Origin of the sequence: Boseongicola aestuarii, assembly GCF_900184815.1 — a bacterium.
In the GTDB taxonomy this organism is placed as follows: Bacteria; Pseudomonadota; Alphaproteobacteria; order Rhodobacterales; family Rhodobacteraceae; genus Boseongicola; species Boseongicola aestuarii.
Window position 1 is genome coordinate 317259 of record NZ_FXXQ01000001.1, and the last position, 23293, is coordinate 340551.

21 protein-coding genes are annotated in these 23293 nt (G+C 57.6%); 8 read left to right on the forward strand and 13 right to left on the reverse strand.

Features of this window, described 5'->3' with window-relative positions:
* The first annotated feature begins 118 nt into the window (after positions 1 to 118).
* The 6 genes from gyrA to gluQRS all read left to right on the forward strand — a co-directional run bounded on the left by gyrA (position 119) and on the right by gluQRS (position 7505).
* The gene (gene gyrA, locus BOA8489_RS01570) at positions 119 to 2884 is read left to right on the forward strand and encodes a DNA gyrase subunit A (protein ID WP_093972213.1); all 2766 of its coding nucleotides are present in this window, start codon (positions 119 to 121) and stop codon (positions 2882 to 2884) included.
* A 195-nt stretch (positions 2885 to 3079) separates the two neighbouring features.
* Positions 3080 to 3832, forward strand: coding sequence for a hypothetical protein (locus BOA8489_RS01575; protein WP_093972214.1), 753 nt, complete (start codon positions 3080 to 3082; stop codon positions 3830 to 3832).
* Positions 3833 to 3947: 115 nt separating this feature from the next.
* Positions 3948 to 4535 carry a hypothetical protein gene (locus BOA8489_RS01580; RefSeq protein WP_141138207.1) on the forward strand — a complete coding sequence of 196 codons (588 nt, stop codon included), beginning with the start codon at positions 3948 to 3950 and terminating at the stop codon, positions 4533 to 4535.
* Between the two features lie 40 nt (positions 4536 to 4575).
* Positions 4576 to 5937: a methylenetetrahydrofolate--tRNA-(uracil(54)-C(5))-methyltransferase (FADH(2)-oxidizing) TrmFO gene (gene trmFO / locus BOA8489_RS01585; protein ID WP_093972216.1), complete on the forward strand. Its 1362-nt coding sequence runs from the start codon at positions 4576 to 4578 to the stop codon at positions 5935 to 5937.
* A 74-nt stretch (positions 5938 to 6011) separates the two neighbouring features.
* Positions 6012 to 6629 (forward strand): class I SAM-dependent DNA methyltransferase, encoded by a 618-nt coding sequence (locus BOA8489_RS01590; RefSeq protein WP_093972217.1) that lies wholly within the window; start codon positions 6012 to 6014, stop codon positions 6627 to 6629.
* Between the two features lie 3 nt (positions 6630 to 6632).
* On the forward strand, positions 6633 to 7505 hold the full coding sequence (gene gluQRS / locus BOA8489_RS01595; RefSeq protein ID WP_093972218.1) for a tRNA glutamyl-Q(34) synthetase GluQRS: 873 nt from the start codon (positions 6633 to 6635) through the stop codon (positions 7503 to 7505).
* Here gluQRS and hisI read toward each other — a convergent pair.
* Positions 7502 to 7864, reverse strand: coding sequence for a phosphoribosyl-AMP cyclohydrolase (gene hisI, locus BOA8489_RS01600; RefSeq protein WP_093972219.1), 363 nt, complete (start codon positions 7862 to 7864; stop codon positions 7502 to 7504). The two genes, gluQRS and hisI, sit on opposite strands and share 4 nt — an antisense overlap.
* 66 nt (positions 7865 to 7930) lie before the next feature.
* On the opposite strand from hisI, the gene BOA8489_RS01605 reads away from it, so the two are divergent.
* On the forward strand, positions 7931 to 8380 hold the full coding sequence (locus tag BOA8489_RS01605; RefSeq protein WP_093972220.1) for an iron-sulfur cluster assembly scaffold protein: 450 nt from the start codon (positions 7931 to 7933) through the stop codon (positions 8378 to 8380).
* Positions 8381 to 8821: 441 nt separating this feature from the next.
* On the opposite strand, the gene recG is transcribed toward BOA8489_RS01605, so the two are convergent.
* The 4 genes from recG to sciP form a co-directional block, all read right to left on the reverse strand.
* On the reverse strand, positions 8822 to 10912 hold the full coding sequence (recG, locus tag BOA8489_RS01610) for an ATP-dependent DNA helicase RecG (protein WP_093972221.1): 2091 nt from the start codon (positions 10910 to 10912) through the stop codon (positions 8822 to 8824).
* The gene (ligA, locus tag BOA8489_RS01615) at positions 10909 to 13035 is read right to left on the reverse strand and encodes an NAD-dependent DNA ligase LigA (protein ID WP_093972222.1); all 2127 of its coding nucleotides are present in this window, start codon (positions 13033 to 13035) and stop codon (positions 10909 to 10911) included. Before ligA ends, recG begins: the two co-directional genes overlap by 4 nt.
* A gap of 73 nt (positions 13036 to 13108) precedes the next feature.
* Positions 13109 to 13825, reverse strand: coding sequence for a response regulator transcription factor CtrA (gene ctrA / locus BOA8489_RS01620; protein ID WP_093972223.1), 717 nt, complete (start codon positions 13823 to 13825; stop codon positions 13109 to 13111).
* A 91-nt stretch (positions 13826 to 13916) separates the two neighbouring features.
* Entirely contained in the window at positions 13917 to 14195 is a 279-nt protein-coding gene (gene sciP / locus BOA8489_RS01625) for a CtrA inhibitor SciP (protein ID WP_093972224.1), read from the reverse strand.
* A gap of 130 nt (positions 14196 to 14325) precedes the next feature.
* On the opposite strand from sciP, the gene mnmA reads away from it, so the two are divergent.
* Positions 14326 to 15471, forward strand: coding sequence for a tRNA 2-thiouridine(34) synthase MnmA (mnmA, locus tag BOA8489_RS01630; RefSeq protein WP_093972225.1), 1146 nt, complete (start codon positions 14326 to 14328; stop codon positions 15469 to 15471).
* Here mnmA and lpxB read toward each other — a convergent pair.
* The 8 genes from lpxB to rseP form a co-directional block, all read right to left on the reverse strand.
* Positions 15465 to 16637 carry a lipid-A-disaccharide synthase gene (gene lpxB, locus BOA8489_RS01635; RefSeq protein ID WP_093972484.1) on the reverse strand — a complete coding sequence of 391 codons (1173 nt, stop codon included), beginning with the start codon at positions 16635 to 16637 and terminating at the stop codon, positions 15465 to 15467. The genes mnmA and lpxB overlap by 7 nt on opposite strands.
* A gap of 37 nt (positions 16638 to 16674) precedes the next feature.
* Entirely contained in the window at positions 16675 to 17463 is a 789-nt protein-coding gene (locus BOA8489_RS01640) for an LpxI family protein (RefSeq protein WP_093972226.1), read from the reverse strand.
* A 4-nt stretch (positions 17464 to 17467) separates the two neighbouring features.
* A complete protein-coding gene (gene lpxA, locus BOA8489_RS01645) occupies positions 17468 to 18268 on the reverse strand; it encodes an acyl-ACP--UDP-N-acetylglucosamine O-acyltransferase (RefSeq protein ID WP_093972227.1) in 801 nt (266 codons plus the stop codon).
* The gene (fabZ, locus tag BOA8489_RS01650) at positions 18265 to 18720 is read right to left on the reverse strand and encodes a 3-hydroxyacyl-ACP dehydratase FabZ (protein WP_093972228.1); all 456 of its coding nucleotides are present in this window, start codon (positions 18718 to 18720) and stop codon (positions 18265 to 18267) included. The genes lpxA and fabZ overlap by 4 nt, the downstream gene beginning before the upstream one ends.
* A 62-nt stretch (positions 18721 to 18782) precedes the next feature.
* A complete protein-coding gene (locus BOA8489_RS01655) occupies positions 18783 to 19319 on the reverse strand; it encodes an OmpH/Skp family outer membrane protein (protein WP_093972229.1) in 537 nt (178 codons plus the stop codon).
* A gap of 3 nt (positions 19320 to 19322) precedes the next feature.
* Positions 19323 to 21620, reverse strand: a complete 2298-nt coding sequence (bamA, locus tag BOA8489_RS01660) for an outer membrane protein assembly factor BamA (RefSeq protein WP_093972230.1) — start codon at positions 21618 to 21620, stop codon at positions 19323 to 19325.
* Between the two features lie 119 nt (positions 21621 to 21739).
* Positions 21740 to 21868, reverse strand: coding sequence for a hypothetical protein (locus BOA8489_RS20900; RefSeq protein ID WP_281256158.1), 129 nt, complete (start codon positions 21866 to 21868; stop codon positions 21740 to 21742).
* A gap of 87 nt (positions 21869 to 21955) precedes the next feature.
* Entirely contained in the window at positions 21956 to 23293 is a 1338-nt protein-coding gene (gene rseP / locus BOA8489_RS01665; protein ID WP_093972231.1) for an RIP metalloprotease RseP, read from the reverse strand.

The window sequence follows — 23293 nt, forward strand, 5'->3', positions numbered from 1 at the left end:
GCAGTTGACCGCGGTGGCTGCCAAGACGGAAGGGAATGGACCATTGCACCTAGGTATTGGGGTCTGTTAGAGTATAACCAACCAAATCTAGCGGTTCCAACACCGAAGCGAGACTAACGTGAGCGACACCCCGGAAACTCCTGAAAACGAAGAAGAAAAACGGCCTGCGGGTCCGACGATTTCCATCGCCGACGAGATGCGGACGTCGTATCTCGACTACGCCATGTCCGTCATCGTTTCCAGAGCCATCCCCGACCTCCGCGACGGCCTCAAGCCCGTGCACAGGCGCATCCTTTACGCCATGCACGAAAGTGGAAACACGCACGATAAGTCCTATCGCAAATCGGCCCGTCCCGTGGGCGACACAATGGGCAAGTACCACCCCCACGGCGACAGCGCGATTTACGATGCTTTGGTCCGCATGGCGCAGCCGTTTTCAATGTCTCTGCCGCTTCTGGATGGTCAGGGCAACTTCGGTTCCATGGACGGCGACAACGCCGCCGCGATGCGATACACCGAAGTCCGGATGGATAAACCGGCCGCTTTTCTGTTGGCCGACATCGAGAAGGATACGGTCAACTTCCAGGATAACTATGACGGCAAAGACAGAGAACCTTCTGTTTTGCCTGCAAGATATCCGAACATGCTGGTCAACGGTGCCGGCGGCATTGCGGTCGGCATGGCGACGAATATCCCGCCCCATAACCTCGGCGAGGTCATCGAAGGCACGCTTGCGCTTATCGAGGATCCGGATTTGTCCTCCGAACAGTTGATGGAGTACATCCCGGCGCCGGATTTCCCGACAGGCGGCATCATCCTCGGCCGTGCAGGCGCGCGCAAAGCCTATATGGAGGGGCGCGGAAGCGTCATCATCCGCGCCAAGACCCGCGTCGAGGAAATCCGCAAGGACCGCTATGCAATTGTCCTCGATGAAATTCCCTATCAGGTCAACAAGGCGTCGATGATCGAAAAGATTGCCGAGCTTGTGCGTGACAAAAAGCTTGAAGGCATCAGCGGAATCCAGGACGAGAGCGACCGTGTCGGCGTCCGTGTCGTTATCGAGTTGAAACGCGACGCGACGCCCGATGTGGTCATCAATCAACTGTTCCGTTTCAGCCAGATGCAGACGTCCTTCGGATGCAACATGCTGGCCCTGAATGGCGGTCGCCCCGAGACTTTGATGCTTCGCGATTTCCTGACTTATTTCATAGGCTTCCGCGAAGAGGTTGTTGCACGCCGGACGGCTTTTGACCTGAGAAAGGCGCGCGAACGCAGCCATGTCCTGTGCGGCCTCGCCGTTGCCGTATCCAACGTCGACGAGGTTGTCGCGACCATACGCTCAAGTGCCGATGCCCCCGAGGCGCGGCAACGGTTGATGGAGCGGCGCTGGCCGGCGGCCGACATCGCTCCATACATTCAGCTGATCGACGACCCCGGCCATACGATGAACGACGACGGGACGTATAATCTGTCGGAGACTCAGGCCCGCGCGATCCTTGAGTTGCGCTTACAGCGTCTCACGCAGATCGGCGTCAAGGAAGTCACGGACGAGCTGGAAGAACTGGCCGCCAAGATCAAGGACTATCTCGATATTCTTGGATCGCGCGAGCGGATCATGTCGATCATTTCCGACGAGCTTCGCGAAGTGAAGGAACAGTTCGCGGTCCCGCGTCGAACCGAGATCGTCGACTGGTCCGGGGACATGGAAGACGAAGATCTGATCGAGCGCGAAGATATGGTCGTGACGGTCACGCAGTCCGGCTACATCAAACGTACGCCGCTTGCCGATTTCCGGGCTCAAAAGCGCGGGGGCAAAGGCGTGTCCGGCGGAACATTGAAGGACGATGACGTAGTCACCTCGCTTTTTGTCGCAAACACACATACCCAGCTGTTGTTTTTCACAACAGATGGAATGGCTTACAAGCTGAAGACTTGGCGTCTGCCTCTGGGTGGGCGGACCTCCAAAGGCAAGGCAATTGTCAACATTCTTCCAATTCCGACCGGCATTTCGATTGCCGCAATGATGCCCGTGGACCGCGATGAAGAGGACTGGGATCAGCTTCAGATCGTGTTTGCCACCTCGACCGGTGATGTGCGGCGCAATGCACTCTCCGATTTCACCAATGTGAAATCGAACGGCAAGATCGCGATGAAGCTGCCAGAGGACGTTAGTCTGGTCAACGCGCGCATCGCCTCCGAAGATGATGACGTGATGCTGATAACCGCCGAGGGACGCGCCATTCGCTTTTCGACAACGGCCGTGCGGGTCTTCAAGGGCCGCGACAGCACGGGTGTCCGCGGGATCAAGCTTTCGAAAAACGACAAGGTTGTTTCCATGTCCGTCATCCGGCATTTCGAAGCGACGCCTGAAGAACGCGCGGGCTATCTGAAAATGCGCCGCGCTGCAGCCGGGCTTGGCGACGACGCCGAAAGCAGCGACGACGACGAAGCAACCGAAGGCGCAATCAGCCAGGAACGCTACGACGAGATGGCCGAACTGGAAGATCTGATCCTGACAATAACCGCAAACGGCGCGGGCAAGCTTAGCTCCAGCCACGACTACCCCGTTCGCGGGCGCGGTGGCCAAGGCGTAAGAGCCATGGATGCGGCCATGCGCGGCGGTCCTCTCCTGGCAAGTTTCCCGGTCGATCTGTCCGACCAGATCATGCTTGCCACATCCAAAGGCCAGTCGATCCGAGTCCCGGTCGAGGGTATTTCGTTCCGCTCCCGCGGTGCTGGAGGTGTCAAAGTCTTCAATACATCCGACGGAGAATTCGTGGTTTCAGTCGCCAGGATCGCCGATCAGGATGAAGAATCCGCAGAAGAGTGCGGCGAAGATGAAGGCACAGGCACACCCGAAGCGCGTGTTGACAACGCGGAATAAGCGGCGGCTTCAAGGTGTTGAGGGGGTATCTTAAGTGATGCCCCCTCAACGCTACCTCACCACAGCGCCCTTGTTAATCTTTCTTAACAGCTTCGTCCGTTAACCATCTATTAAGATTGAACTTTAAACAAAGTATCATGTTTGCGAAATTGATCCCGGGTGGTGGCGCTGAAGGCAGCACGTTTGTGAGGGATTATGCGGAAATTCATTGTATCGATTTGTGTGGCTATGGTGGCCACTCCGGTTGCAGCACAAAGCAGCCTCGGGATCCAAGGGCTCGACCTTCGATTTGGGAAGATGCAGGACGAAGCCGGAACAGCGCAGGCGGAACTGCAGTCGCGACTGGACGTCGCCATCACCGAGGTCCACGGATTTCAGGGCGACGTTGCGTTTGCTGACACTGAAAACGGCCTCATCGGCCAATTGGGGGCCCATCTCTATATGACTCCCCGAAGTGGGCAGAAGTACGGGGTGTTCGCTTCGCTTTCGGATGTCGACGGCAGAACGATGACCTGGGGGTCGATTGGAGCGGAGGGCATGCTGGCACTTTCCGAAACGACGACAATGGAAGCGCGGGCTGGCATGGGGATTTTGGACGTCGATAGCCTCGATTACATCTTCGGAGATATCGCAGTCGCCTATGCGCTTTCCGACAATATTGATGTCGAAGCAGCTGCGACGTTTGCTGAATTTGATGAGGCGGCTTTTCGCGCCATCTCCTACGATATTTCGCTGACGGTACGCTACAGTGCGGATGGCGCGCCCTGGGGTGCATTTGCTTCGGTTTCGCAAAGCGGGCTAAGCGGCAGAGGTGGTCAACCGGGTGAAACGCGCTTTGGTTTCGGCGTGACAATGTCCTTTGGCCAAGCCGGCGGCGTGGCCCCGCAATCGCGCCCGTACCGCAGCGTTGACCCCGTCGCCCCCTTGGTCCGGCGTGATTTGTGGTAGGTGCCAGACTGTGGCGCGGTCGCCGCATTCTCAGATTTGCCATATTCTCGTCGCGGTTTTGTCTACATTCCCCGCAAAACCCGACCTGTGGCAGAATTAACTGCGGCTGGGTGACATGAGTGCGAGTTCAAACGTGCGACTTGAGGAAACGGGGTATTCCACCATGGGCAATATTGCAGCATTTCGCAGTTCACAGATTTTCAGCGGCCATTTCGCTGTCAGGCTGCTGATCGTCTCGTATTTCATTGCGCTTGCTCTGGGTCTTATCAAAGGCGTCGACCTCGCGGTACTGGCGGCACCTTTCATGCCCACGACCTTCGCCAAGATCGTCTCCGGGCTTGGCGTGGTTGGTCTGTCGGCGATGATCTTGTTCGGGTATCACCGACGTCTGGCTGCACTTCTGCTGGCGATCGTTCTGTTTTGGTGCAGTTACCTCGCCTCTCTCAGCCCATTGGGTCTGGAGGACATCGGCAGCTTTTGGCGCGATCTGGCTCTGATTGGTGCGTTGCTTTTGACATACGCGGACGCCGAGGGCGACAAACAAGCCCCAGCCTATGGGACACTGCCACAAGGTGGGCAGATTGCGACAGGTCGGGAATGCGAGATATCCGCTCAGGCTGAAATGCCCGCGTCACAACGGCCCGTTGACGCGCCCCCAAAAGCCCTGTTCCGAGAAGATTTCGATATCGTTCGCGCAACCTGATCCCTTTTCAAACACCACATGTGACGCTACATCGCCTCACATGGACAAAACACTTCACATCATCGGCGGCGGGCTTGCCGGAAGCGAGGCCGCCTGGCAGGCCGCAAACCTCGGGATCAAAGTCGTGATCCACGAAATGCGCCCCAAGGTCGAGACTTTCGCCCACAAGACAGGTCATCTTGCGGAAATGGTCTGCTCGAACTCGTTTCGCTCGGACGACAGCGAGCAAAATGCGGTTGGGCTTTTACACTGGGAAATGCGCCAGGCCGGCGGGCTGATCATGGAAATGGGCGACCGCCACCGCTTGCCAGCCGGAGGCGCCTTGGCCGTGGACCGTGATGCTTTTGCGCAAGGCGTCACGCAACGTCTGACCGCGCATCCAAATGTGTCTGTGGAATATGGCGAGATCACCGAACTTCCAACCGATGGTTTCTGGATTATAGCGACCGGACCATTGACCAGTGGCACACTCGCCGAAGCGATCCGCCGCGAAACCGGCGAAGATGCACTGGCCTTTTTCGATGCGATTGCGCCTATTGTCTACGCAGAGAGCATCAACATGGACGTCGCATGGCGTCAATCGCGCTACGACAAAGGCGAAACGGAAGACGAACGCACTGCATATCTGAACTGTCCAATGACCAAAGACCAGTACGAGGCGTTCATCGATGCCTTGCTTGCGGCGGACAAGACCGAATTTAAGGAAGGCGAAACCGCAGGTTATTTCGATGGCTGCCTGCCGATTGAAGTTATGGCCGAACGGGGTCGCGAAACCCTGCGCTTCGGCCCGATGAAGCCGATCGGACTGACCAATCCGCATAACCCCGAGACCAAAGCCTACGCCGTGGTCCAGCTACGCCGCGACAACGCACTTGGCACGCTTTACAACATTGTCGGCTTTCAAACGAAGATGAAATACGGCGCTCAGACCGAAGTATTTCGTACCATACCAGGGCTGGAGGAAGCTTCTTTCGCGCGCCTTGGCGGCATTCATCGCAACACGTTTCTGAACAGCCCTCGTTTTCTCGACGCAGAAATGCGCCTGAAATCGCGTCCGAACATCCGGTTTGCAGGACAGATTACCGGGGTCGAAGGCTATGTGGAGAGCGCAGCGATGGGGCTTTTGGCAGGACGCATGGCGGCTGCCGAGTCAAACGGGCGACGTCTGCCGTCCGTACCCGACACGACCGCGATTGGCGCTTTGGTGACGCATATCACCGGTGGTGCGGATGCGAAAACCTTCCAGCCAATGAACGTCAATTTCGGGCTTTTCCCCCCCGTGGATGCCAAGGGCGGCCGTCGCGGGCGTCGCGATCGCTACAAAGCGTATACGGATCGCGCTAAATCGGATTGGCAGGGCTGGCTGGAAAGTGTGGACACACCTGAAATCGCCGCCCAATAAGCCTAATACCCAAATATGACATTCAGGAATATTTTTTCGTCGCTTGCTTCGCGCGCATGTTCTAGCGTGGCGCCATGAGCCAAGACGATAAAGACCAAGCCCTGTGGACGCCGCACAGCGATGCCGAAATCAAAGAGATCTACGCAAGTTGGGCCGACAGCTATGAGGATGACGTCGCCGAATGGGGCTATGTGACCCCTACCCGACTGGCGCTGGCCCTGCGTCGCTCTGGCGCCAACATCGAAAAGCCGATCCTTGATTTCGGATGTGGCACCGGTCTGTCCGGGATGGCGCTGAAGGCAGTTGGATTTCAGGTTATCGATGGCACAGATATCTCGCCCGAGATGCTCAGCAAGGCCGAGAGCAAGCCTGCCTATCGGCAGGTCTGGAAAGGCGAAGCCGGTTCGATGGGGCATATCAGACGCGGCGATTACGCGACGATTGCCGCGACGGGCGTCGTGAGCCTTGGGGCTGCGCCGCCCGAGACGCTTGATATGCTGGTGAATGCGATTGGTCCGGGCGGCACACTAGCGTTCAGTTTCAATGATGCCACATTGGCCGAACGCGCCTATACGGATCGACTGGATATTGCCGTACTGGCGCCCGACATCGAACTTGTATTCGAAGAACACGGGCCGCACCTGCCCGCCAAGAACATGGGATCGACGATCTATGTGCTTCAACGCACTTGAAACATGAGCTTTCGGACCCGCTTTGCGCCATCACCCACCGGTCCGTTGCACCTCGGCCATGCCTATTCTGCACTTCTGGCGCACGACATGGCCCGTGCAAATAACGGTGCTTTTCTCCTTCGGATCGAAGACATAGACCAAAGCCGCTCACGCCCTTCCTGGGAAACACAAATCTACGATGATCTGACCTGGCTCGGTCTGACATGGGACGTGGGTATCATGCGTCAGTCGGACCGGCTGACAGACTACAGATCCGCACTGGACGCGCTCTGGCACCGTGGCCTGCTTTATCCCTGCACTTGTTCACGCCGCGACATTGCGGAAGCTTTGTCGGCGCCTCAGGAAACGGTGAACGCGGTTGGCCCTGATGGGCCGGTTTATCCCGGAACTTGCCGCAATTATGCACCGATCGACCCGAACATTCCGCTGCCGGAAGGTGTTGCACTGAGGCTGTTCATGTCGCGCGCAATCGAGGCCCTGGTGGATGACAGCGAGCTGAGCTTTCACGAGAACCTGTACGGTGGACGTCACATCACCCGCATCGACCCCAGCGCGCTGGAATCAGCGGTCGGCGATGTTGTTCTTGCGCGAAAGGATATGGGAACAAGCTATCATCTGGCGGTCGTCCTGGACGACGCTGCGCAAGGGATTACCGACGTCGTCCGCGGCCAGGATCTATTCGACGCGACGCAAATTCACGTTTTTCTTCAGAAACTTATTGGCCTTCCGACACCGCGCTACCACCATCACCATTTGATCCGTGACGCCAACGGAAAACGACTGGCCAAACGGGACGACGCAAGGGCCATCAGTAAATTCCGCGAGGACGGCGCAAGCCCAAACGACATCCGACGGATGGTCGGCTTGTCGCGCTAGGTGGCTTTTTCCGGGGCCATCAACTCGATTTCGTCTCCGGAACGCACTGACGTAAAAAAACATGTGCGACGGTTGGTATGACATGCAGGACCGTTCTGATCGACGATCAACAACAGACAGTCTCGGTCACAATCAACGCGAAAATCGATAAGCTGCTGCGTGTGACCAGAGGTCTCGCCCTTTATCCAGAACGCCTGTCGCGACCGCGACCAGTAGGTAACCCGTCCCGTTGCAAGCGTTTTGGCGACGGCCTCGCGGTTCATCCACGCCATCATCAAGACCTCACCGCCTTGTGACTGCGCTATAGCCGGGATCAATCCCTGATCGTTGTAAACCAGACTTGATGGATCGAAAGACATAGATCAAACCTTTGCGTCACGCACGAAGACCTCCTATCTAGAGGTCAGAAGGCGCAAAGGAAAGTCATGGCCGATACCGATCTGATCAAACTCTACTCGGGACGTATTCTGGAATTGGCGGCGGATATTCCGCTGACCGACGCGCTTGAGGCACCGCAGGCGTCCGTCAAGAAACGCTCACCACAGTGCGGTTCAACCGTGACAGTTGGCATTTCGATGCGCGACGGGCGGGTTTCGGAATTCGGACAAGACGTGAAAGCCTGCGCGCTGGGTCAGGCGTCGGCCTCGATTCTTGCGTCGCAAGTCATTGGACGGACAACATCTGAAATCACAGAGGCCCGCGCCCAATTGATTGAAATGCTGAAGAACAACGGTCCGGTGCCGCAAGCGCCGTTTGACGGATTCGAAGTTCTCATTCCCGCACGCGACTTCAAGAACCGCCATGCATCGATCCTCCTTGCGCTGGACGCAACGGCTGAGGCGATGAAAACGCTGGAACACTCCGACTGCGCGTGAAGCGTGGCATTTGCACGAAATGCAAAAAAAAACGCCGCGCACCCTTAACAGGGCCGCGGCGTGAGTAAGCGTGTCTGGCGATGTGATCGGTGCGAACTCCGGGACAGGAGCCAAGATGACAGGACAGCGTCATTGCATCGAATTTGGGGACAGGATGCAGGACCGATCGACCAGACCGCAGGCAGATAGCGGTGTTAGAATAATGAAGGCAAATTCAGCATGACAACGAAGATCGCAACAAGGGCAACAGCCCCCGCGAAGTCTTGAGCAATCGTGCTGCGACAACGCGCAATCGTTTCTCTGATCTCAACCATGTCAGCGTCCTTTGATTTTCAGGCAGGCAGCGGGCGGCTGCGCTTTGTTGTCTCTTTGTTCTCAAATCTGAGGCGCATTGTAAAGAACTTTTTAAGAACATTTGCGAACAAAGTGATTGTCGCGCGGCTAACCTACTGAAATCATCTCAATCGCCCGGTCCTGCTCCAAGAGCCAAAGCAGGGTTCGCGCCGCTTTTCCACGGTCGCTTGTCAGCGTCGGATCCATTACAATCAACCGCCGTGCATCCTTTTGTGCCATCGCCATAAGTCCGCTTTGACGCTCAAGATCGGCAATCCTGAAGCGCGGCAATCCTGACTGGGCCGTTCCAAGAACATCGCCCGCGCCACGCATCGCAAGGTCTTCTTCGGCGATACGAAACCCGTCGTCACTGTCACGCAAAGTTTCCAGACGGCGACGACCGCCTTCGGTCAATGGCGCCTGATACATCAAAAGGCAGGTGGAAGCCGTTGCGCCACGTCCCACGCGTCCGCGCAACTGATGCAATTGGGCAAGCCCGAAGGTCTCGGCCCGCTCTATAACCATGATCGACGCGTTCGGGACATCCACACCGACTTCGATCACAGTCGTCGCCACTAGGCATTTCGTCTCGCCTGCCACAAAGGCCGCCATTGCCGCGTCTTTCTGCGCCGAGGGCATCTGACCATGCACAAGCCCGACCCGGCCTTCACCGAAGATGGCTCTGAGATGCTTGAAGCGATCCTCGGCTGCCGCCAGATCCAGCGTTTCGCTTTCCTCGACGAGCGGACACACCCAATAGGCCTGGCGACCTTGCTCAAGCGAAGCCTTCAGCCGGTCAATCACCTCATTCAGTCGCCCCGATGACACCAAAGCGGTCGTGACAGGCGTGCGCCCGGGCGGTTTTTCATCAAGGACCGACACATCCATATCGCCGTATTGCGCCAGACTGAGCGAGCGGGGAATGGGGGTTGCGGTCATCACAAGAACATCTGCCGCTACGGATTTCCGTCCCAACTCCAACCGTTGCGAGACCCCAAAGCGATGCTGTTCATCGACGACGGCTAGCTTCAGGTCGCGAAACACCACATCTTTTTGAAACAGGGCATGAGTGCCGACCAGAATAGCGATATCTCCGGCAGCAAGAGCGGCCAGTTTGGCCTTCCGCTCTGAACCACTGTCGCGACCGGTGAGAATTTCAATAACCACACCGGCCTCTTCCACCAAGGGACGCAAGCCCTGAAGGTGCTGGCGTGCAAGAATCTCCGTCGGCGCCATCATCGCGCCCTGCCCTCCGGCCTCTACTGCGGTCAGTAATGCCATCAAGGCGACAAAGGTTTTCCCCGATCCAACGTCCCCCTGCAGCAACCGGTTCATGCGATGCGGCGACGCCATATCGTCTTGGATTTCTGAAACGGCTCGCATCTGCGCCCCGGTCGGCACATAAGGTAAAGCGTTCAGAACACGCGTTTGCAGCTTGCCGTTGGACTTGCTTGGACGACCCTTCCGGCGGCGGTTTTGCCCCCTGGCAAGCGCCAGTGTCAGCTGATGTGCGAACAACTCGTCATACGCCAGCCGTGTTCTTTCACGTGATGTGGGCAGAATATCAACGCTGCCATCCGGCGCATGCGCTTTAACAAGGGCTTCCATCCAGTTCGGCCAGCCCTCTTTTGCCTTAAGGTCTGTGTCGATCCATTCGGGCAAAACAGGACATAATCCAACTGCTGCAGCTACGGCGCGCGCCATGATTTTTTGCGTGATACCATGAGTCAGGGGATACACCGGCTCGAATTCCGGCAAATCACCTGACTGTTTGGGTTGAAGGATATGATCGGGGTGCACCATCTGTGCGAGACCATCGAAAATCTCCAGCTTTCCGGAAATAAGTCTCTCTTCGCCAACCGGCAGCTGTTTTTGCAGCCAGTCCGTTCGCGCATGGAAAAAGACAAGCTGGAACGCGGAGTCGCCGTCGCTGACATCGACGCGGTAAGGTCGGCCCTTGGCGCGCGCTGGGATATGACGCTCGACCCGGACTTTGACAGTCACGACTCCCGGTGCTGCAAACCCTGCGATACCCGATCGGATGCGCCGGTCAATGCCCGCTACCGGAAGCGTAAGCACAAGATCCTTTGGATTGTGCACGTTCATGTTCGCAAAGGCCTTGGAGGTTTTGTCGCCCACGCCCGGCAAGGTTTCAAGCGCTGAAAACAGCGGGAAAAGAGCCTCTGGCCGGGTGCTCATAGACCCTCGATCATGGCAAGCCAGCCGTCTTCATCGATGGTCTCAACGCCAAGCTCAGCGGCCTTTGTGGCCTTGGAACCGGCACCGGGGCCCGCCACCAATAAGTCGGTCTTGCTGGACACTGACCCGGACACCTTGGCGCCCAGAGCTTCTGCGCGCGCTTTTGCTTCTGCGCGCGTCATCTTTTCCAGCGTTCCAGTGAAGACCACCGTCTTCCCCGCAACCGGGCTGCCTTCGGTGTTCGGGCGAGAGACATCCTGAACCTCCAGCATCGCGACCAGTCGATCAATGGAAGCACGCTCCGCCGTTTGATGAAACGCTGTCACAAGCGACGTCGCCATCACCGGCCCGACGCCATCGATTGCCATCAGATCGGACCAGGCTTCGTCTTCGGGATCGTCGATATTCGCGCCGGAAACCGCGGTCTCGAATTTCGACCAACTGCCGTAATGGCGGGCAAGCAAAGCTGCGGCCCCTTCACCGACATGCCTGATGCCAAGCGCAAAAATCAAACGATCGAGCGAAATCTGGCGTTTTGCGTCAATCGCATCAAAAAGCTTGTTTGCCGACCGTTCGCCCCAACCCTCTCGGTTCTTCAACTGCTGAAGCCCCGACCCAAAGCGTTCGCGAAGAGTGAAGATATCCGCAGGCTCATTCACCCAGCCATCCTTAAAGAATTGCTCAACCTGCTTTGCGCCCAAACCGTCAATATCGAACGCCGCACGCGAAACAAAGTGCTTCAGACGCTCGACACTTTGAGCCGGACAAATCAGACCGCCCGAGCAGCGGCGGACCGCATCGCCGGGCTCTCGGATCGCATCCGACTGGCACTGCGGACAGGTCTTGGGAAACACGTATGGCTTTGCGTCACCCGGGCGTTTGCTCAAATCGACATCGGCGACTTTCGGAATAACATCGCCGGCGCGATAGACCTGAACCCAATCGCCGACCCGGATATCCTTCCCGCCTCGGATTTCGCCGCCCGTGGAATCGCGACCTGCAATGTAGTCTTCATTGTGCAGCGTTGCGTTCGAGACGACGACACCGCCAACCGTGACCGGTTGAAGTCTTGCGACCGGGCTGAGTGCGCCGGTGCGTCCGACCTGAATGTCGACGGCTTCCAGACGCGTCCAGGCCAGTTCGGCCGGAAACTTATGTGCAATGGCCCATCGCGGAGTGGTCGAGCGGAAACCAAGCCGCGCCTGCAATGCAAGGTCGTTTACCTTGTAGACGACGCCATCAATATCGTATCCGAGCGTCGCCCGTTGCGCTTCGATCTCGCGGTAATGCGCGATCATTTCGTCCGGACTCTTGCACACTCTCATCAAAGGGTTCGTCGAGAATCCCAGCTCGGACAGCCGAGCGATCGCATTACTTTGCAACTCTGCCAGGGGTTCGCTGACCTGTCCCCATGCATAGGCGAAAAACCGCAGCGGACGCAACGCAGTGACTTTGGCATCAAGCTGACGCAAGGATCCGGCGGCGGCATTGCGGGGGTTCGCAAAGACCTTCTTTTCGGATTTGGCCTGCGCCACGTTCAACGCCTCGAAGTCGGCGTGGCTCATATAGACCTCGCCCCGGACTTCAAGGACATCGGGGGCGTTTTCAAGTTCTTCCGGAATGTCTGCTATTGTTCGGGCATTCGCGGTGACATCTTCGCCAACCCGCCCGTCGCCACGTGTGGACGCATGAACCAAAGCGCCTCGCTCAAATCGCAGCGACAACGACAGGCCATCGATCTTGGGTTCCGCCGTATAGTCCAGTGTCGCATCGGCCTTCAAACCAAGATACTTGCGGATGGATGTGTCGAAATCCCTCACATCCTTGTCATCGAAAGCATTGCCTAGCGACAACATCGGAAGGCTATGCTCGATCTTGCGAAACCCATCCGCCGCAGGAGCGCCAACCTGATGGGTTGGCGAGTCAGACCGGGTCAGTCCGGGAAACCGCGTCTCGATTGCGAGATTTCGACGCTTCAGCGCATCGTATTGCGCGTCCGATATCTCAGGGGCGTCATTTTGATGGTAGGCCTCATTCGCAGCATTCAGTACCGCCGCCAATTGTTGCAACTCGGCGCGTGCCTGATCTTCGCTCAGATCCTCAACAGGCGTTTCATCTGACATCGGACCATCCCAAACCCATTTTCATATGGATAGGTTCGCGAATTCCCAAGGTCCAGCCTTTGCGTGGAGTCTGTCAGGCAGTCGCAGCGATTGGTTCCGGCTCAGCAGCGATCGGATCTGGATCGCGCAGGACATATCCACGGTCCCATACGGTCTCGATGTAGTTGTCGCCTTCGGTTGCTTCCGCGAGTTTCTTGCGCAGTTTGCAGATGAAGACGTCAATGATTTTCAATTCGGGTTCGTCCATGCCGCCATAGAGATGGTTGAGGAACATCTCCTTCGTCAGCGTTGTGCCCTTGCGCAACGACAGAAGCTCAAGCATCTGGTATTCCTTGCCCGTCAGATGAACAGCGCGACCAGCGGCATCCACCGTTTTCGCGTCAAGATTGACTTCAACTTTGCCGGTCTTGATGACCGACTGCGCATGACCCTTCGAGCGTCGAATGATCGCATGGATTCGCGCAACTAATTCCTCGCGGTGAAAAGGCTTGGTCAAATAGTCGTCCGTGCCGAATCCGAAGCTCTTAATCTTGTTTTCGGTATCGTCCGATCCCGTGAGAATAAGGATCGGAGTGTCGACCCGCGCCATTCGCAACTGGCGCAAGACCTCATGACCTTCCATATCGGGCAAATTCAGATCGAGAAGTATGAGATCGTAGTCATATAATTTGGCGAGATCGATTCCCTCTTCGCCAAGATCCGTCGCATAGACATTCAGATTCGCGTGGGTCAGCATCATTTCGATGCTCCGCGAAGTCGTCGGATCGTCTTCTACCAAAAGTACGCGCACGTCGCTTCTCCGCAGCTATCCCGTCACCCGTCTTTAATAGCCGTCCAATGGTTAACTGGGGGTTATCAAGAAATTACTTTTGCATAACAACCTATGATTGTCTATAGCGCTGAATTCCCGTCGCTTTCAGGGCGGACTCACCATGCCGCACAACCAAGGATTGCCACCCTCCGAATTCCTCATCCGAAATCTCATACATTTCCAAGGCATCATCACGCTTGATCAACCCCGCTTCGACCGCGCGCACAACTGCTGCTTTGCTACTGGCCACCCACCTTCCGGTATTGGGCTCTGGCAAGTCAGCGCGCGTCATTGAACTTCCGACAGGCAGCGTAACCGCACGTGGTCCATCAACTTTTTTCAAATACATTCCGGCCATCCTTCGACAAGATTGGCCGCAACACTGCATCATAGGCCTTAACTCAGAGTGAAGGCCGCTCTTGCGACTAGTTAGCATTTTCCTATATCTCTCTCGAACCCATCCATGAACGGTGACGGCTATGGCGCTCGATGATCGCGACGCATTAAATTCCCTCGGCTTTCCCAAAGCCCCGGCTGACACTCGCGTGGTCGTCGCCATGTCCGGCGGCGTGGACAGTTCCGTGGTCGCGGCTGAACTTGCGCGCGAAGGCTATGACGTCGTTGGCGTCACGCTTCAGCTTTATGATCACGGGGCCGCTTTGTCGAAAAAGGGGGCCTGCTGTGCTGGGATCGACATTCATGACGCGCGCCGGGTCGCCGAGGACATGGGCTTTCCGCACTATGTGCTCGACTACGAAAATATCTTCCGGGATGCGGTCATCGATGAATTCGCCGATAGCTATCTTGCCGGCGCCACGCCCGTTCCCTGCATCCGCTGCAATGAGCGGGTGAAATTCAAGGACCTTCTGGAAACCGCCAAGGATCTGGATGCCGATTGCATGGCCACAGGCCACTACATCCAGCGCAAAGTCGGCAAAGACGGTCCCGAACTACACATGGCCGCGGACACGACACGCGATCAGAGCTATTTCCTGTTCTCGACAACACCGGAGCAATTATCGTTCCTGCGTTTCCCCCTTGGTCACCTGAAGTCCAAGGACGAAACACGTGTGCTTGCGGCGAGGCATGGGCTTGGCGTGGCCGATAAACCCGACAGCCAGGACATCTGCTTTGTTCCAAACGGGGATTATGCAAGTGTCATAGAGAAACTTCGGCCCGGCGCGGCTGAACCCGGTGACATCGTGCACGCGGATGGACGCGTCGTTGGCAGCCACAAAGGCGTCATACACTATACGATCGGGCAAAGGCGCGGGCTTGGCATCGGCGGGCTGGAAGAGCCGCTTTATGTGGTTAAGCTCGATGTGGACGCGCGCAAGGTCGTGGTCGGTCCGAAAGAAATGCTTTCAACACGGATCATTCCCGTGCGCGAAATCAACTGGCTTGGCGATGCGCCAATGGCCTCTCAAGACGAGTGGTCTGTCTCGGTCAAGGTCCGTTCCACCCGCCCTCCGACGGAAGCCCTGATCCGCCCGCTGTCCGAAACAGAAGCCGAAGTCGAGCTTTTCACGCCCGAAGAAGGTGTTTCGCCGGGGCAGGCATGCGTTTTCTATCAGACCGGCGCAAGCCGCGTGCTTGGGGGCGGCTGGATTTGGCGCAGCTACTGAGGCCGTTCGGCATTCACAACCCGAACGACGGCCTTTGCAGCCCGTAATCCGGGAGCCTCGCCCCCGCGTCCCAGACGCTCCATGGTGAGGTCCATCGCGGCGACCTGTCTGTCACGGGCGGCCTTGTCCGTCAGAAGTGGCAGTAACGCGTCTGCGATAGCCGGCGCGCGGCACGCTGGCCCGAGAAACTCCGGGATGACCTTTTCCCCGCTCACCAGATTGACCAATGTGACCGTGTCGATCACCGCAAGACGCGACATGATCTGCCAACTAAGCCAACTCATGTCGTAGGCGACCACCATCGGCGTGCCACTTGCGGCCAGTTCCAGCGAGACTGTCCCGGACGCCGCCAAAGCCACATCCGCTGCCCGAAAGGCCGCCCGCTTTCTGCCGGCAGCGTCGCTTCCTTCGCGGGGGTCCAGAACAATCGGGTTGCCGGGCCAACTTGCGACGGCCTGCTTCACGAGGCCAACAACGGCTGACGCCGCAGGCACGACGATCCGTGCCGTTGGGTGCGCCGCAAGGACTGGCTCAATGGCAGCCCCAAAGACAGACGTAAGGCGCGCCACTTCGCTCTTGCGCGATCCCGGAAGAACAAGCAGCAAGGGCGCGTCCGCTATCCCCTCGTCCTGGCGAAATGCGCGCACGTCTTGGTCACTTGCGACGGGCTCGGCAACGACGGGATGCCCGACGAAATCGCATCCCATCCCAGCCGCTTCCATCAAGGGCGGCTCGAACGGCAAAAGTGCAAGCACATGATCGATATGCGCCGCCATTTTGTCCGCCCGCTTTGGGCGCCACGCCCAAACCGATGGCGCGACATAGTGAATGGTCCTGATCGAGGACCGTGCCTTCACCAGCTTGGCCAAACGCAGCGAAAAATCGGGGCTGTCGATGGTGATAAGCACATCCGGCGCCCACTCAAGGACAGCCTTGGCGGTCTCATTGAGGCGTTTCCTCAGATCAAGATACCTCGGCAGCACTTCGGAAATGCCCATGACCGACAACTCGTCCATGGGAAAAAGGCTTTCGACACCTTCGGCCTGCATAAGCGGCCCACCGACACCGCGTAATTCAAGCTCTGGCACCAGACTGCGCAAACCGGCCAGCAATGCGCCGCCAAGCTTGTCGCCGGAAAGCTCGCCTGCCAGAACGAAAACCTTCATTCTGGCATCGCCTGCAAGTGGAAGACCGAAACCATCCTTACCCGCTCCGGACCCAAAGAAAGACACCCGCCCCGTCTGCCGCCGCAACAACATCAGCCAGATCAAGTACCATAACACCACCGGCCTCTATGACAAGGCCGTCCAGACCGGCCTTCGCGACGCGCTGCACGGTTTCAACACCCACGACAGGAAGATCAATTCTTGCGTCCTGCGCCGGCTTCTTGGCCTTGAAGAACAAGCCACCCGGACCGAAGGCCGTGCCAACCAGAGTTTCCAGCATGAAATCCGTGCCTGGCAAGGCTTCGAGCGCTAGAGCCTGCCCTTTTCGCACCACGCAGGACTGCCCAAGATCTAGATCACCCAGAGCGGCTGCAATTTCGGCAGCCCTTTTTGCGTCAAGGCGGTGGTGATCCTCGATCTGACGTTTGCTGACGACGCCTTCAGCGGGCAAAAGATCGGGAGCAATCGCGCTGGCCGCCCTGATCTGCAGTCCGGCCTCTTCGAAAATCGACAGGACAACACGCAGCGCCGCGTCATCGCCCATTTGCAGTGCCGCCAGAATGCGTGGCACCAGCGGCATGGTGGCCGCATCAAGCGCGGATGGATCGACCTCGGGTCGCGCGATTGCACCGGCAAAACACACCTCAGTGATGCCTGCGGCTTTCAGATCGCTGATCAATGTGCCCAGCGTCTCCAGGCGAAATCGTCGATCCGGCGTCAGACCTTCGGGATCAAATCCCTCCAGCGAGGCTATATGCGGCGGCGTCGACAACCAATCGACCAGAATACGCGGCAACCGCCCCTGCCCGGCAATCAAGGCCAGCATCGCCCTAGTGCTCCGGCGTCAGAAACGAACGATCTGAAGACCCGAGAATGAACTCAAGGATCTCATTCACATAGGCACTGTCTTCCGTTTCCTTAAGCGCCCGCGCCCGTTCGAGAAACGCACCCTCTCCGCTAGCCAGCGCCTGAAACGCCGCCCGAAGTGCCGAGATCTCGGCCCGGTCCACGCCGCGACGCTTCAGCCCGACAAGGTTCAGCCCGTCAAGCGATCCACGCGGCCCCTGCACAAGACCATATGGAATGACATCATTGGTCACCATCGTGACGGCTCCAATGATGGCACCCTTGCCAATCCGCACCCACTGATGCACACCGGAAAGCCCGCCGATGATCACATCGTCCCCGATGACACAGTGACCGGCAATCGCGCCCTGATTGGCGACAATCACACGGTCGCCGACAATCGCGTCGTGCGCCACATGGGACCCTGTCATGAACAGGCAGTCATCCCCGACCCGCGTTTCGCCACCGCCGCCTTCGGTGCCGGTATTCATCGTCACACCTTCGCGAATTCGGTTCCGCTTGCCGACGATCAACCGGGTCGCCTCGCCCTTGAATTTCAGGTCCTGAGGTATCTCGCCGATAACGGCGCCGGGGAAAATTACCGTCTGCGCACCAACCTTTGTAATGCCGGTCACCACCGCATGGGACTTTACCTCAACGCCCTCATCAAGGACCACATCCGCACCAATGAGCGAAAACGGACCAACCCTGGCACCGGCCTTGATGGTCGCACCCTGCTCGATCACCGCAGAGGGATGCACCTGGGCGGCTGGATCAACGCTCACTTTGGCAAATCCATCATCGCGGTGAATTCACACTCACAAGCGACTTCCCCCTCAACAGTCGCGCGGCCCTTGAACTTCCAGACCTTGCCACCGCCTCGAAGCGTTTCGACCTCCATGCGAAGCGTGTCGCCGGGAATGACTTTGCGGCGGAATTTCACGCTTTCCATCGCCATGAAATAAACACCGAAATTCTTGCCGGCCAAATCCAAACCGACACCCGCAATCACGGCCGCCGTTTGCGCCAAGGCCTCGACCATCAAGACACCCGGGAACACGGGCATACCCGGAAAATGACCGGTAAACTGAGGCTCGTTCATGGTCACGTTCTTGATGCCGACACCGGACTTCGTGCCGTCGATGTCAATCACCCTGTCGACCAGCAAAAAGGGGTATCTGTGCGGAAGGATGCGTTGGATCAGGTCGATATCAGCGCGTGCGAGCGTCTCGGTCATTTGGAGCGTCCTCTCCCCGTTTTTTTAGGTGGTATCAAGCGCGCCGCGTTGCCGCAAGCAGGTCACTCGATCGCGGCAGCCGCATTGACGCGAGTAATCGCTTCGTCCGTTATATCGATCCGATCCGCCGACAAAAAGACATCGCGTCGGTCCAAAACGACCAGCGCGCCACGTTCGCGCACGATATCCGAAATGATCCCCGCCACATCGTTGAAAAAGTCCTGTCGCGCCGCGTCCCGAAGCCTGTTCACCTCGCGCGCCTTTTCATCCTGCGCCTTGCGAATTCTCTGAACGTCCGCATCAAACGCATCCGCCAACGCGCGGAATTCGTCAGGGAGCAACGTCGCTCGGCGTTCGGTCAGCTCTTGCTCGCGCGCGATAAGCTCGCCTTCGATCCGAGCATTCTCGGCAGCGAGGGCCTCGACTTCGGACTCGATCGCCCCGGCAGACCTTGCCCCAAGGCGGGTCTCCTGAAATAGGCGATCCTGATCTATCGTCAGGATTGGTGGAGGTAGATTAAGTCCTATTTCCTGCGCGTTCAGGGCGGGCGGCGTCAGGCAGAAACCAATCGCCAGCCAAAGGCATATACCCCGCCACATGGGTCAGAACGCCGTCGAAATCGTGAAATCAAAGCTGCGTTCGTCGTCCAGCGGATTGGATTTGATGGGGTTCGAGAAATTCATGCGCAATGGACCGACCGGCGTGTCCCAAAGTAGCGAAAATCCGATCGCAGAGCGAAGCTCGAAATCATCGTCGACCGTCAAGTCCCCATCCGTGTTGTCGAGGCCCCAGAGCGAGCCCATGTCGAAGAACACGCCGCCCGTTATCCCGAATTCCTCGGGCAGCCCCAGTGGGAAATCCGCTTCAAATCGGGCAGCCACGTACTTGTTGCCGCCAAGAACATCCGATTCCATCGATCCGACGTCGCGCGGCCCGATCCCGCGAGACGAAAAGCCTCTGACCTGACGCGAGGACAAGAAGAAGCGATCGGTTATGCGCGTCGTTCCACCGGATGGGGCTGCGACCACACCACCTTCCAGAATCGCACGCAGCGTCACTTCTTCGTTCCAAATGTCGCGCTGCGCTACGATGCGGGCGGTTGACTTCAGGTATTCCGTATCCCCGCCAAGGCCCGCGACCTCCTGCCCGAAGCTGAACAGCACGCCGCGGTTCGGATTGAGACCGCCGCGCAGAAGATCGAGCGTATAGTCGTAACCAAACGAACTGCGGATTAGATCGCCGGCTTCCGCTGCGATGATTTGAGATGCGTCACCCGTCACGTTGAAGATATCTTCGTTTGCCAAGGTATACTTCAACGAAAGACGCCCGTTTTCGCTGATCGGAAAACCAAGCGACGGCGATATCGAGGTGATTTGAGTTTCATAGGCCGCGTTGCTGAAATCGGTCGTCCGATCGGTGATCGACAACCCGAACGACAAATCGCGGTCAAACAAAGCTGGTTCCCGGAAATTGAGACTGATGTCCCTATCCTCCGCGCCGGTCTGGATCTGCACTCCGACGAACTGCCCCCGGCCAAGAAAGTTTCTTTCGGAAAACTCAACAACCAATCCGAATCCTGTATCCGTCGAAAAGGTGCCGCCAAAGGTCAGACTGCCGGTCGCCTGCTCTTCGACGTCGACATCCACGATAATCTGATCCGCCGCCGAGCCTTGCCGCGTCTGTACGTCGACGTCCGCAAAATACCCCAACGCACGAATGCGTTCAGCGGAATTGCGGATTTCGCGCGGATTGAAGGGATCGCCCTCAACCGGATCGAACTGGCGGCGAATAACGCGGTCAAGCGTGGTCGTGTTTCCTTCGACATCGATCCGCTCGATAAAGACACGCTGGCCCCGCACCAGCGCGAATTCCACGTCCAGCGTCAGGTCGCGCGCATTCCGGGTCACGCGCGGCTCGACCCGCAGGAAATCAAAGCCCTGCTGCAAGGCAAGTCGTTCAAGTCGCTCGATCTGCTCGTCGATACGCGATGGATTCCACGTTTCACCACTGCGCACCCGCAGCGCATCTCGATAGGAATCGATATTTGCATCCGGGAACTCAGACGTGACCGACACGGCCCCTACCGAGAACTGCTGCCCTTCGCGGACGGTGAAAGTCACGAAACTTGAATCGCGCTCGCGCGAGAATTCGGACGTGACATCGAGCACGCGAAAATCGACATAGCCGCGGGACTGATAAAAGTCGCTCAAAGCCTGACGATCAAACGCGATACGTTCGGGAACAAACGAATCCGCCCGGATAATGCTGCGCAAAAAGCCCGCCTGTTTCGTGCCGATCACGCGCCGCAGCCTGCGATCTGAAAAAGCACGGTTTCCCACGAAACTGATGCGCTCGTTTTCGACGACGCGCCCCTCGCTCACTTCGAACACCAGATCGACCCGGTTGTCCGTGCGCCGGATGATCCGCGGCTCGACCCGCGCGGCCAGTCGACCGGACTCGACATAAGCCTCTACGATGGAGCGTGCATCGCTTTCTGCCTGCGTCGGTGAATAGACCCGGCGCGGCTCGGACGTCACAACCCCCAAGAGAGTTTCATCCGAAAGGCGGTCGTTGCCTTCGATATTTATCCGATTGATCGTTGGTCGTTCGACGACTTCAATACGCAGGCCGCTGCCCACGGGCACTATCACGACCGATTGAAACAATCCCGATGCGTTGATCCGCTGAAGAACGTCGTTGATTTCGCCGTCGCTGAGAACCGAGCCGGGCGTAATCGCGGCAAGGTCGATGACGGTTGCGTCGGGTATGCGCTGCGTCCCTTCCACGATGATCGACGAAACGCGCGTCTGCGCTGCCGCGTCACCAATGCCAAATCCTATCGCAAGGACACCCGCAAACAAACAGTGTGAAAGCTTGAAAGCCCATTTCGCCCGCCTCATGAAATCACCCGCCCTTTTGATATTTATAGCGTGTGATTAAACAGATTCTGAGGGGCTGTCAAAAACCAAGGCCGCCCCGAAAGGACGGCCTTTTCTTGACGTCAGGTTCTGTTGCTGACCTAAAACTGAGCCCCGATATATGCGGCCAGAAAAAGTGCGCCGCCAAGCGCCAAAAGAGAAATCATTCGGTCGAGGTTAAGCTCCACCAAAAGTTCAAGTCCTTTGAAACCGCGCTGAATTGCCTGCATGATGCCATTCCCGAATATCTATGGTTCAGAAATATCGGCGGAATGTGGCTGAAATTTGGCTTCGAAGTGTCGGTTAATTGGCGTTCTTCAAGGGCAAAACAGGTCATTTGTGACCGCAAAGACCATCAACCCAAGCATCACCGTCAGCCCGCCGGCCATCAGGTATTTCAAGGCCTGATCACTTGGTGGTCGTCCCGTCACCGCTTCCCAGAAATAGAAAACCAAGTGTCCGCCATCCAGGACGGGAATGGGAAACAGATTGAGCATACCGACGGCAGTCGACAGCACCGCGATGAACCAGATGAAGGAAATCCACCCTTGGCTCGCCGCCTGACCAGAGGTTTCGGCGATACCGATCGGACCAGAGATATTGCAGGTCGAGATCTTACCCGCGATCATGTGATAAAGGCCCGACAGGCTTGATTTCGTGATAAATATGATCTGATTGACGCCATAGCTCATCGCCTCGCCCAACGACGGAGTCTCCGAAGCAGGCTCGAACGACATGCCCGGAGACACACCGATAATGTAGCGGGTTTCGAACGAGCCGTCCGCCAAAGGCAAATCCATCCGTCGGGGCGTCATGACGAAATCGCTGACGTCTCCATCCCGCCATACCGTCAATGCAATGGAATCGCCTTCCGATGCCACGACCTTGTCGCGCAGTTGTTCGAAGTCGTAAATCGGGTCGCCATCGACGGCTGTTATCACGTCTCCATCTTCAAGCAGGGCCTCTTCCGCAGCTGATCCTGGTGTGACGCCCCCAACGAGTGCCGGAAACAGCCAGGGGCCGTCCACGACCGCTTCATTCCCATCTCGCAGCACCGTAAAGGTCGAGTTTTCAACCGGCACGAGGCTTTCGCGCAATTCAGTGAATTCTTCCGTCGGCGGCACTGGGGTCCCATTGATTTTTAGCACTACATCGCCAGGCTCAAGCCCCTGCGTAGTCCCTGGCAAGGTCCGCAATTCCTCGATTGTGATCGGGTCGCTTGCCACGCCGCGCGCCATCAAGAGAGCTGCAAATATCAGAAATGATAAAATAAAATTGAAAACAGGGCCGGCAAGAACGGTAAGAGTTCTGGCCCACAACGGCGCACCATGCATGGTGGCGCGCCGCTCTTCCGCGCTCAGACCGACCATTGCGTCGGCATCTTTGCCCGAAGCTGCGTTTTCGTCTCCACGGAACTTCACGAATCCACCAAAGGGCAAGGCTGCGATCTGCCAGGCCGTCCCGTGCCGGTCGGTGCGGCTGTAAATCACCGGCCCAAATCCAACCGAAAAGACATCCGCCTTGATACCCGTCCAGCGTCCGACGATGTAATGCCCGTATTCGTGAATCGCCACGATCACCGAAAGCGCAATGACGAAAGCGATGATGGTGAATGCAAAATTCCCGAAACTCGGAAGCAGCCCAGCCAAATCCAT

Excerpts from the sequence above, each read along its gene's own strand:
- ligA (WP_093972222.1), bottom strand. The coding sequence starts at position 13,035 with ATGTCAGATGAAACGCCTGTTGAGGATCTGAGCGAAGATCAGGCACGC.
- gluQRS (WP_093972218.1), top strand. The coding sequence starts at position 6,633 with ATGAGCTTTCGGACCCGCTTTGCGCCATCACCCACCGGTCCGTTGCAC.
- BOA8489_RS20900 (WP_281256158.1), bottom strand. The coding sequence starts at position 21,868 with ATGCAGGCAATTCAGCGCGGTTTCAAAGGACTTGAACTTTTGGTGGAG.
- BOA8489_RS01640 (WP_093972226.1), bottom strand. The coding sequence starts at position 17,463 with ATGCTGGCCTTGATTGCCGGGCAGGGGCGGTTGCCGCGTATTCTGGTC.
- lpxB (WP_093972484.1), bottom strand. The coding sequence starts at position 16,637 with ATGAAGGTTTTCGTTCTGGCAGGCGAGCTTTCCGGCGACAAGCTTGGC.
- BOA8489_RS01605 (WP_093972220.1), top strand. The coding sequence starts at position 7,931 with ATGGCCGATACCGATCTGATCAAACTCTACTCGGGACGTATTCTGGAA.
- BOA8489_RS01655 (WP_093972229.1), bottom strand. The coding sequence starts at position 19,319 with ATGTGGCGGGGTATATGCCTTTGGCTGGCGATTGGTTTCTGCCTGACG.
- BOA8489_RS01590 (WP_093972217.1), top strand. The coding sequence starts at position 6,012 with ATGAGCCAAGACGATAAAGACCAAGCCCTGTGGACGCCGCACAGCGAT.
- hisI (WP_093972219.1), bottom strand. The coding sequence starts at position 7,864 with ATGTCTTTCGATCCATCAAGTCTGGTTTACAACGATCAGGGATTGATC.
- rseP (WP_093972231.1), bottom strand. The coding sequence starts at position 23,293 with ATGGATTTGGCTGGGCTGCTTCCGAGTTTCGGGAATTTTGCATTCACC.
- sciP (WP_093972224.1), bottom strand. The coding sequence starts at position 14,195 with ATGTATTTGAAAAAAGTTGATGGACCACGTGCGGTTACGCTGCCTGTC.
- BOA8489_RS01580 (WP_141138207.1), top strand. The coding sequence starts at position 3,948 with ATGAGTGCGAGTTCAAACGTGCGACTTGAGGAAACGGGGTATTCCACC.
- BOA8489_RS01575 (WP_093972214.1), top strand. The coding sequence starts at position 3,080 with ATGCGGAAATTCATTGTATCGATTTGTGTGGCTATGGTGGCCACTCCG.
- fabZ (WP_093972228.1), bottom strand. The coding sequence starts at position 18,720 with ATGACCGAGACGCTCGCACGCGCTGATATCGACCTGATCCAACGCATC.
- mnmA (WP_093972225.1), top strand. The coding sequence starts at position 14,326 with ATGGCGCTCGATGATCGCGACGCATTAAATTCCCTCGGCTTTCCCAAA.
- recG (WP_093972221.1), bottom strand. The coding sequence starts at position 10,912 with ATGAGCACCCGGCCAGAGGCTCTTTTCCCGCTGTTTTCAGCGCTTGAA.
- bamA (WP_093972230.1), bottom strand. The coding sequence starts at position 21,620 with ATGAGGCGGGCGAAATGGGCTTTCAAGCTTTCACACTGTTTGTTTGCG.
- trmFO (WP_093972216.1), top strand. The coding sequence starts at position 4,576 with ATGGACAAAACACTTCACATCATCGGCGGCGGGCTTGCCGGAAGCGAG.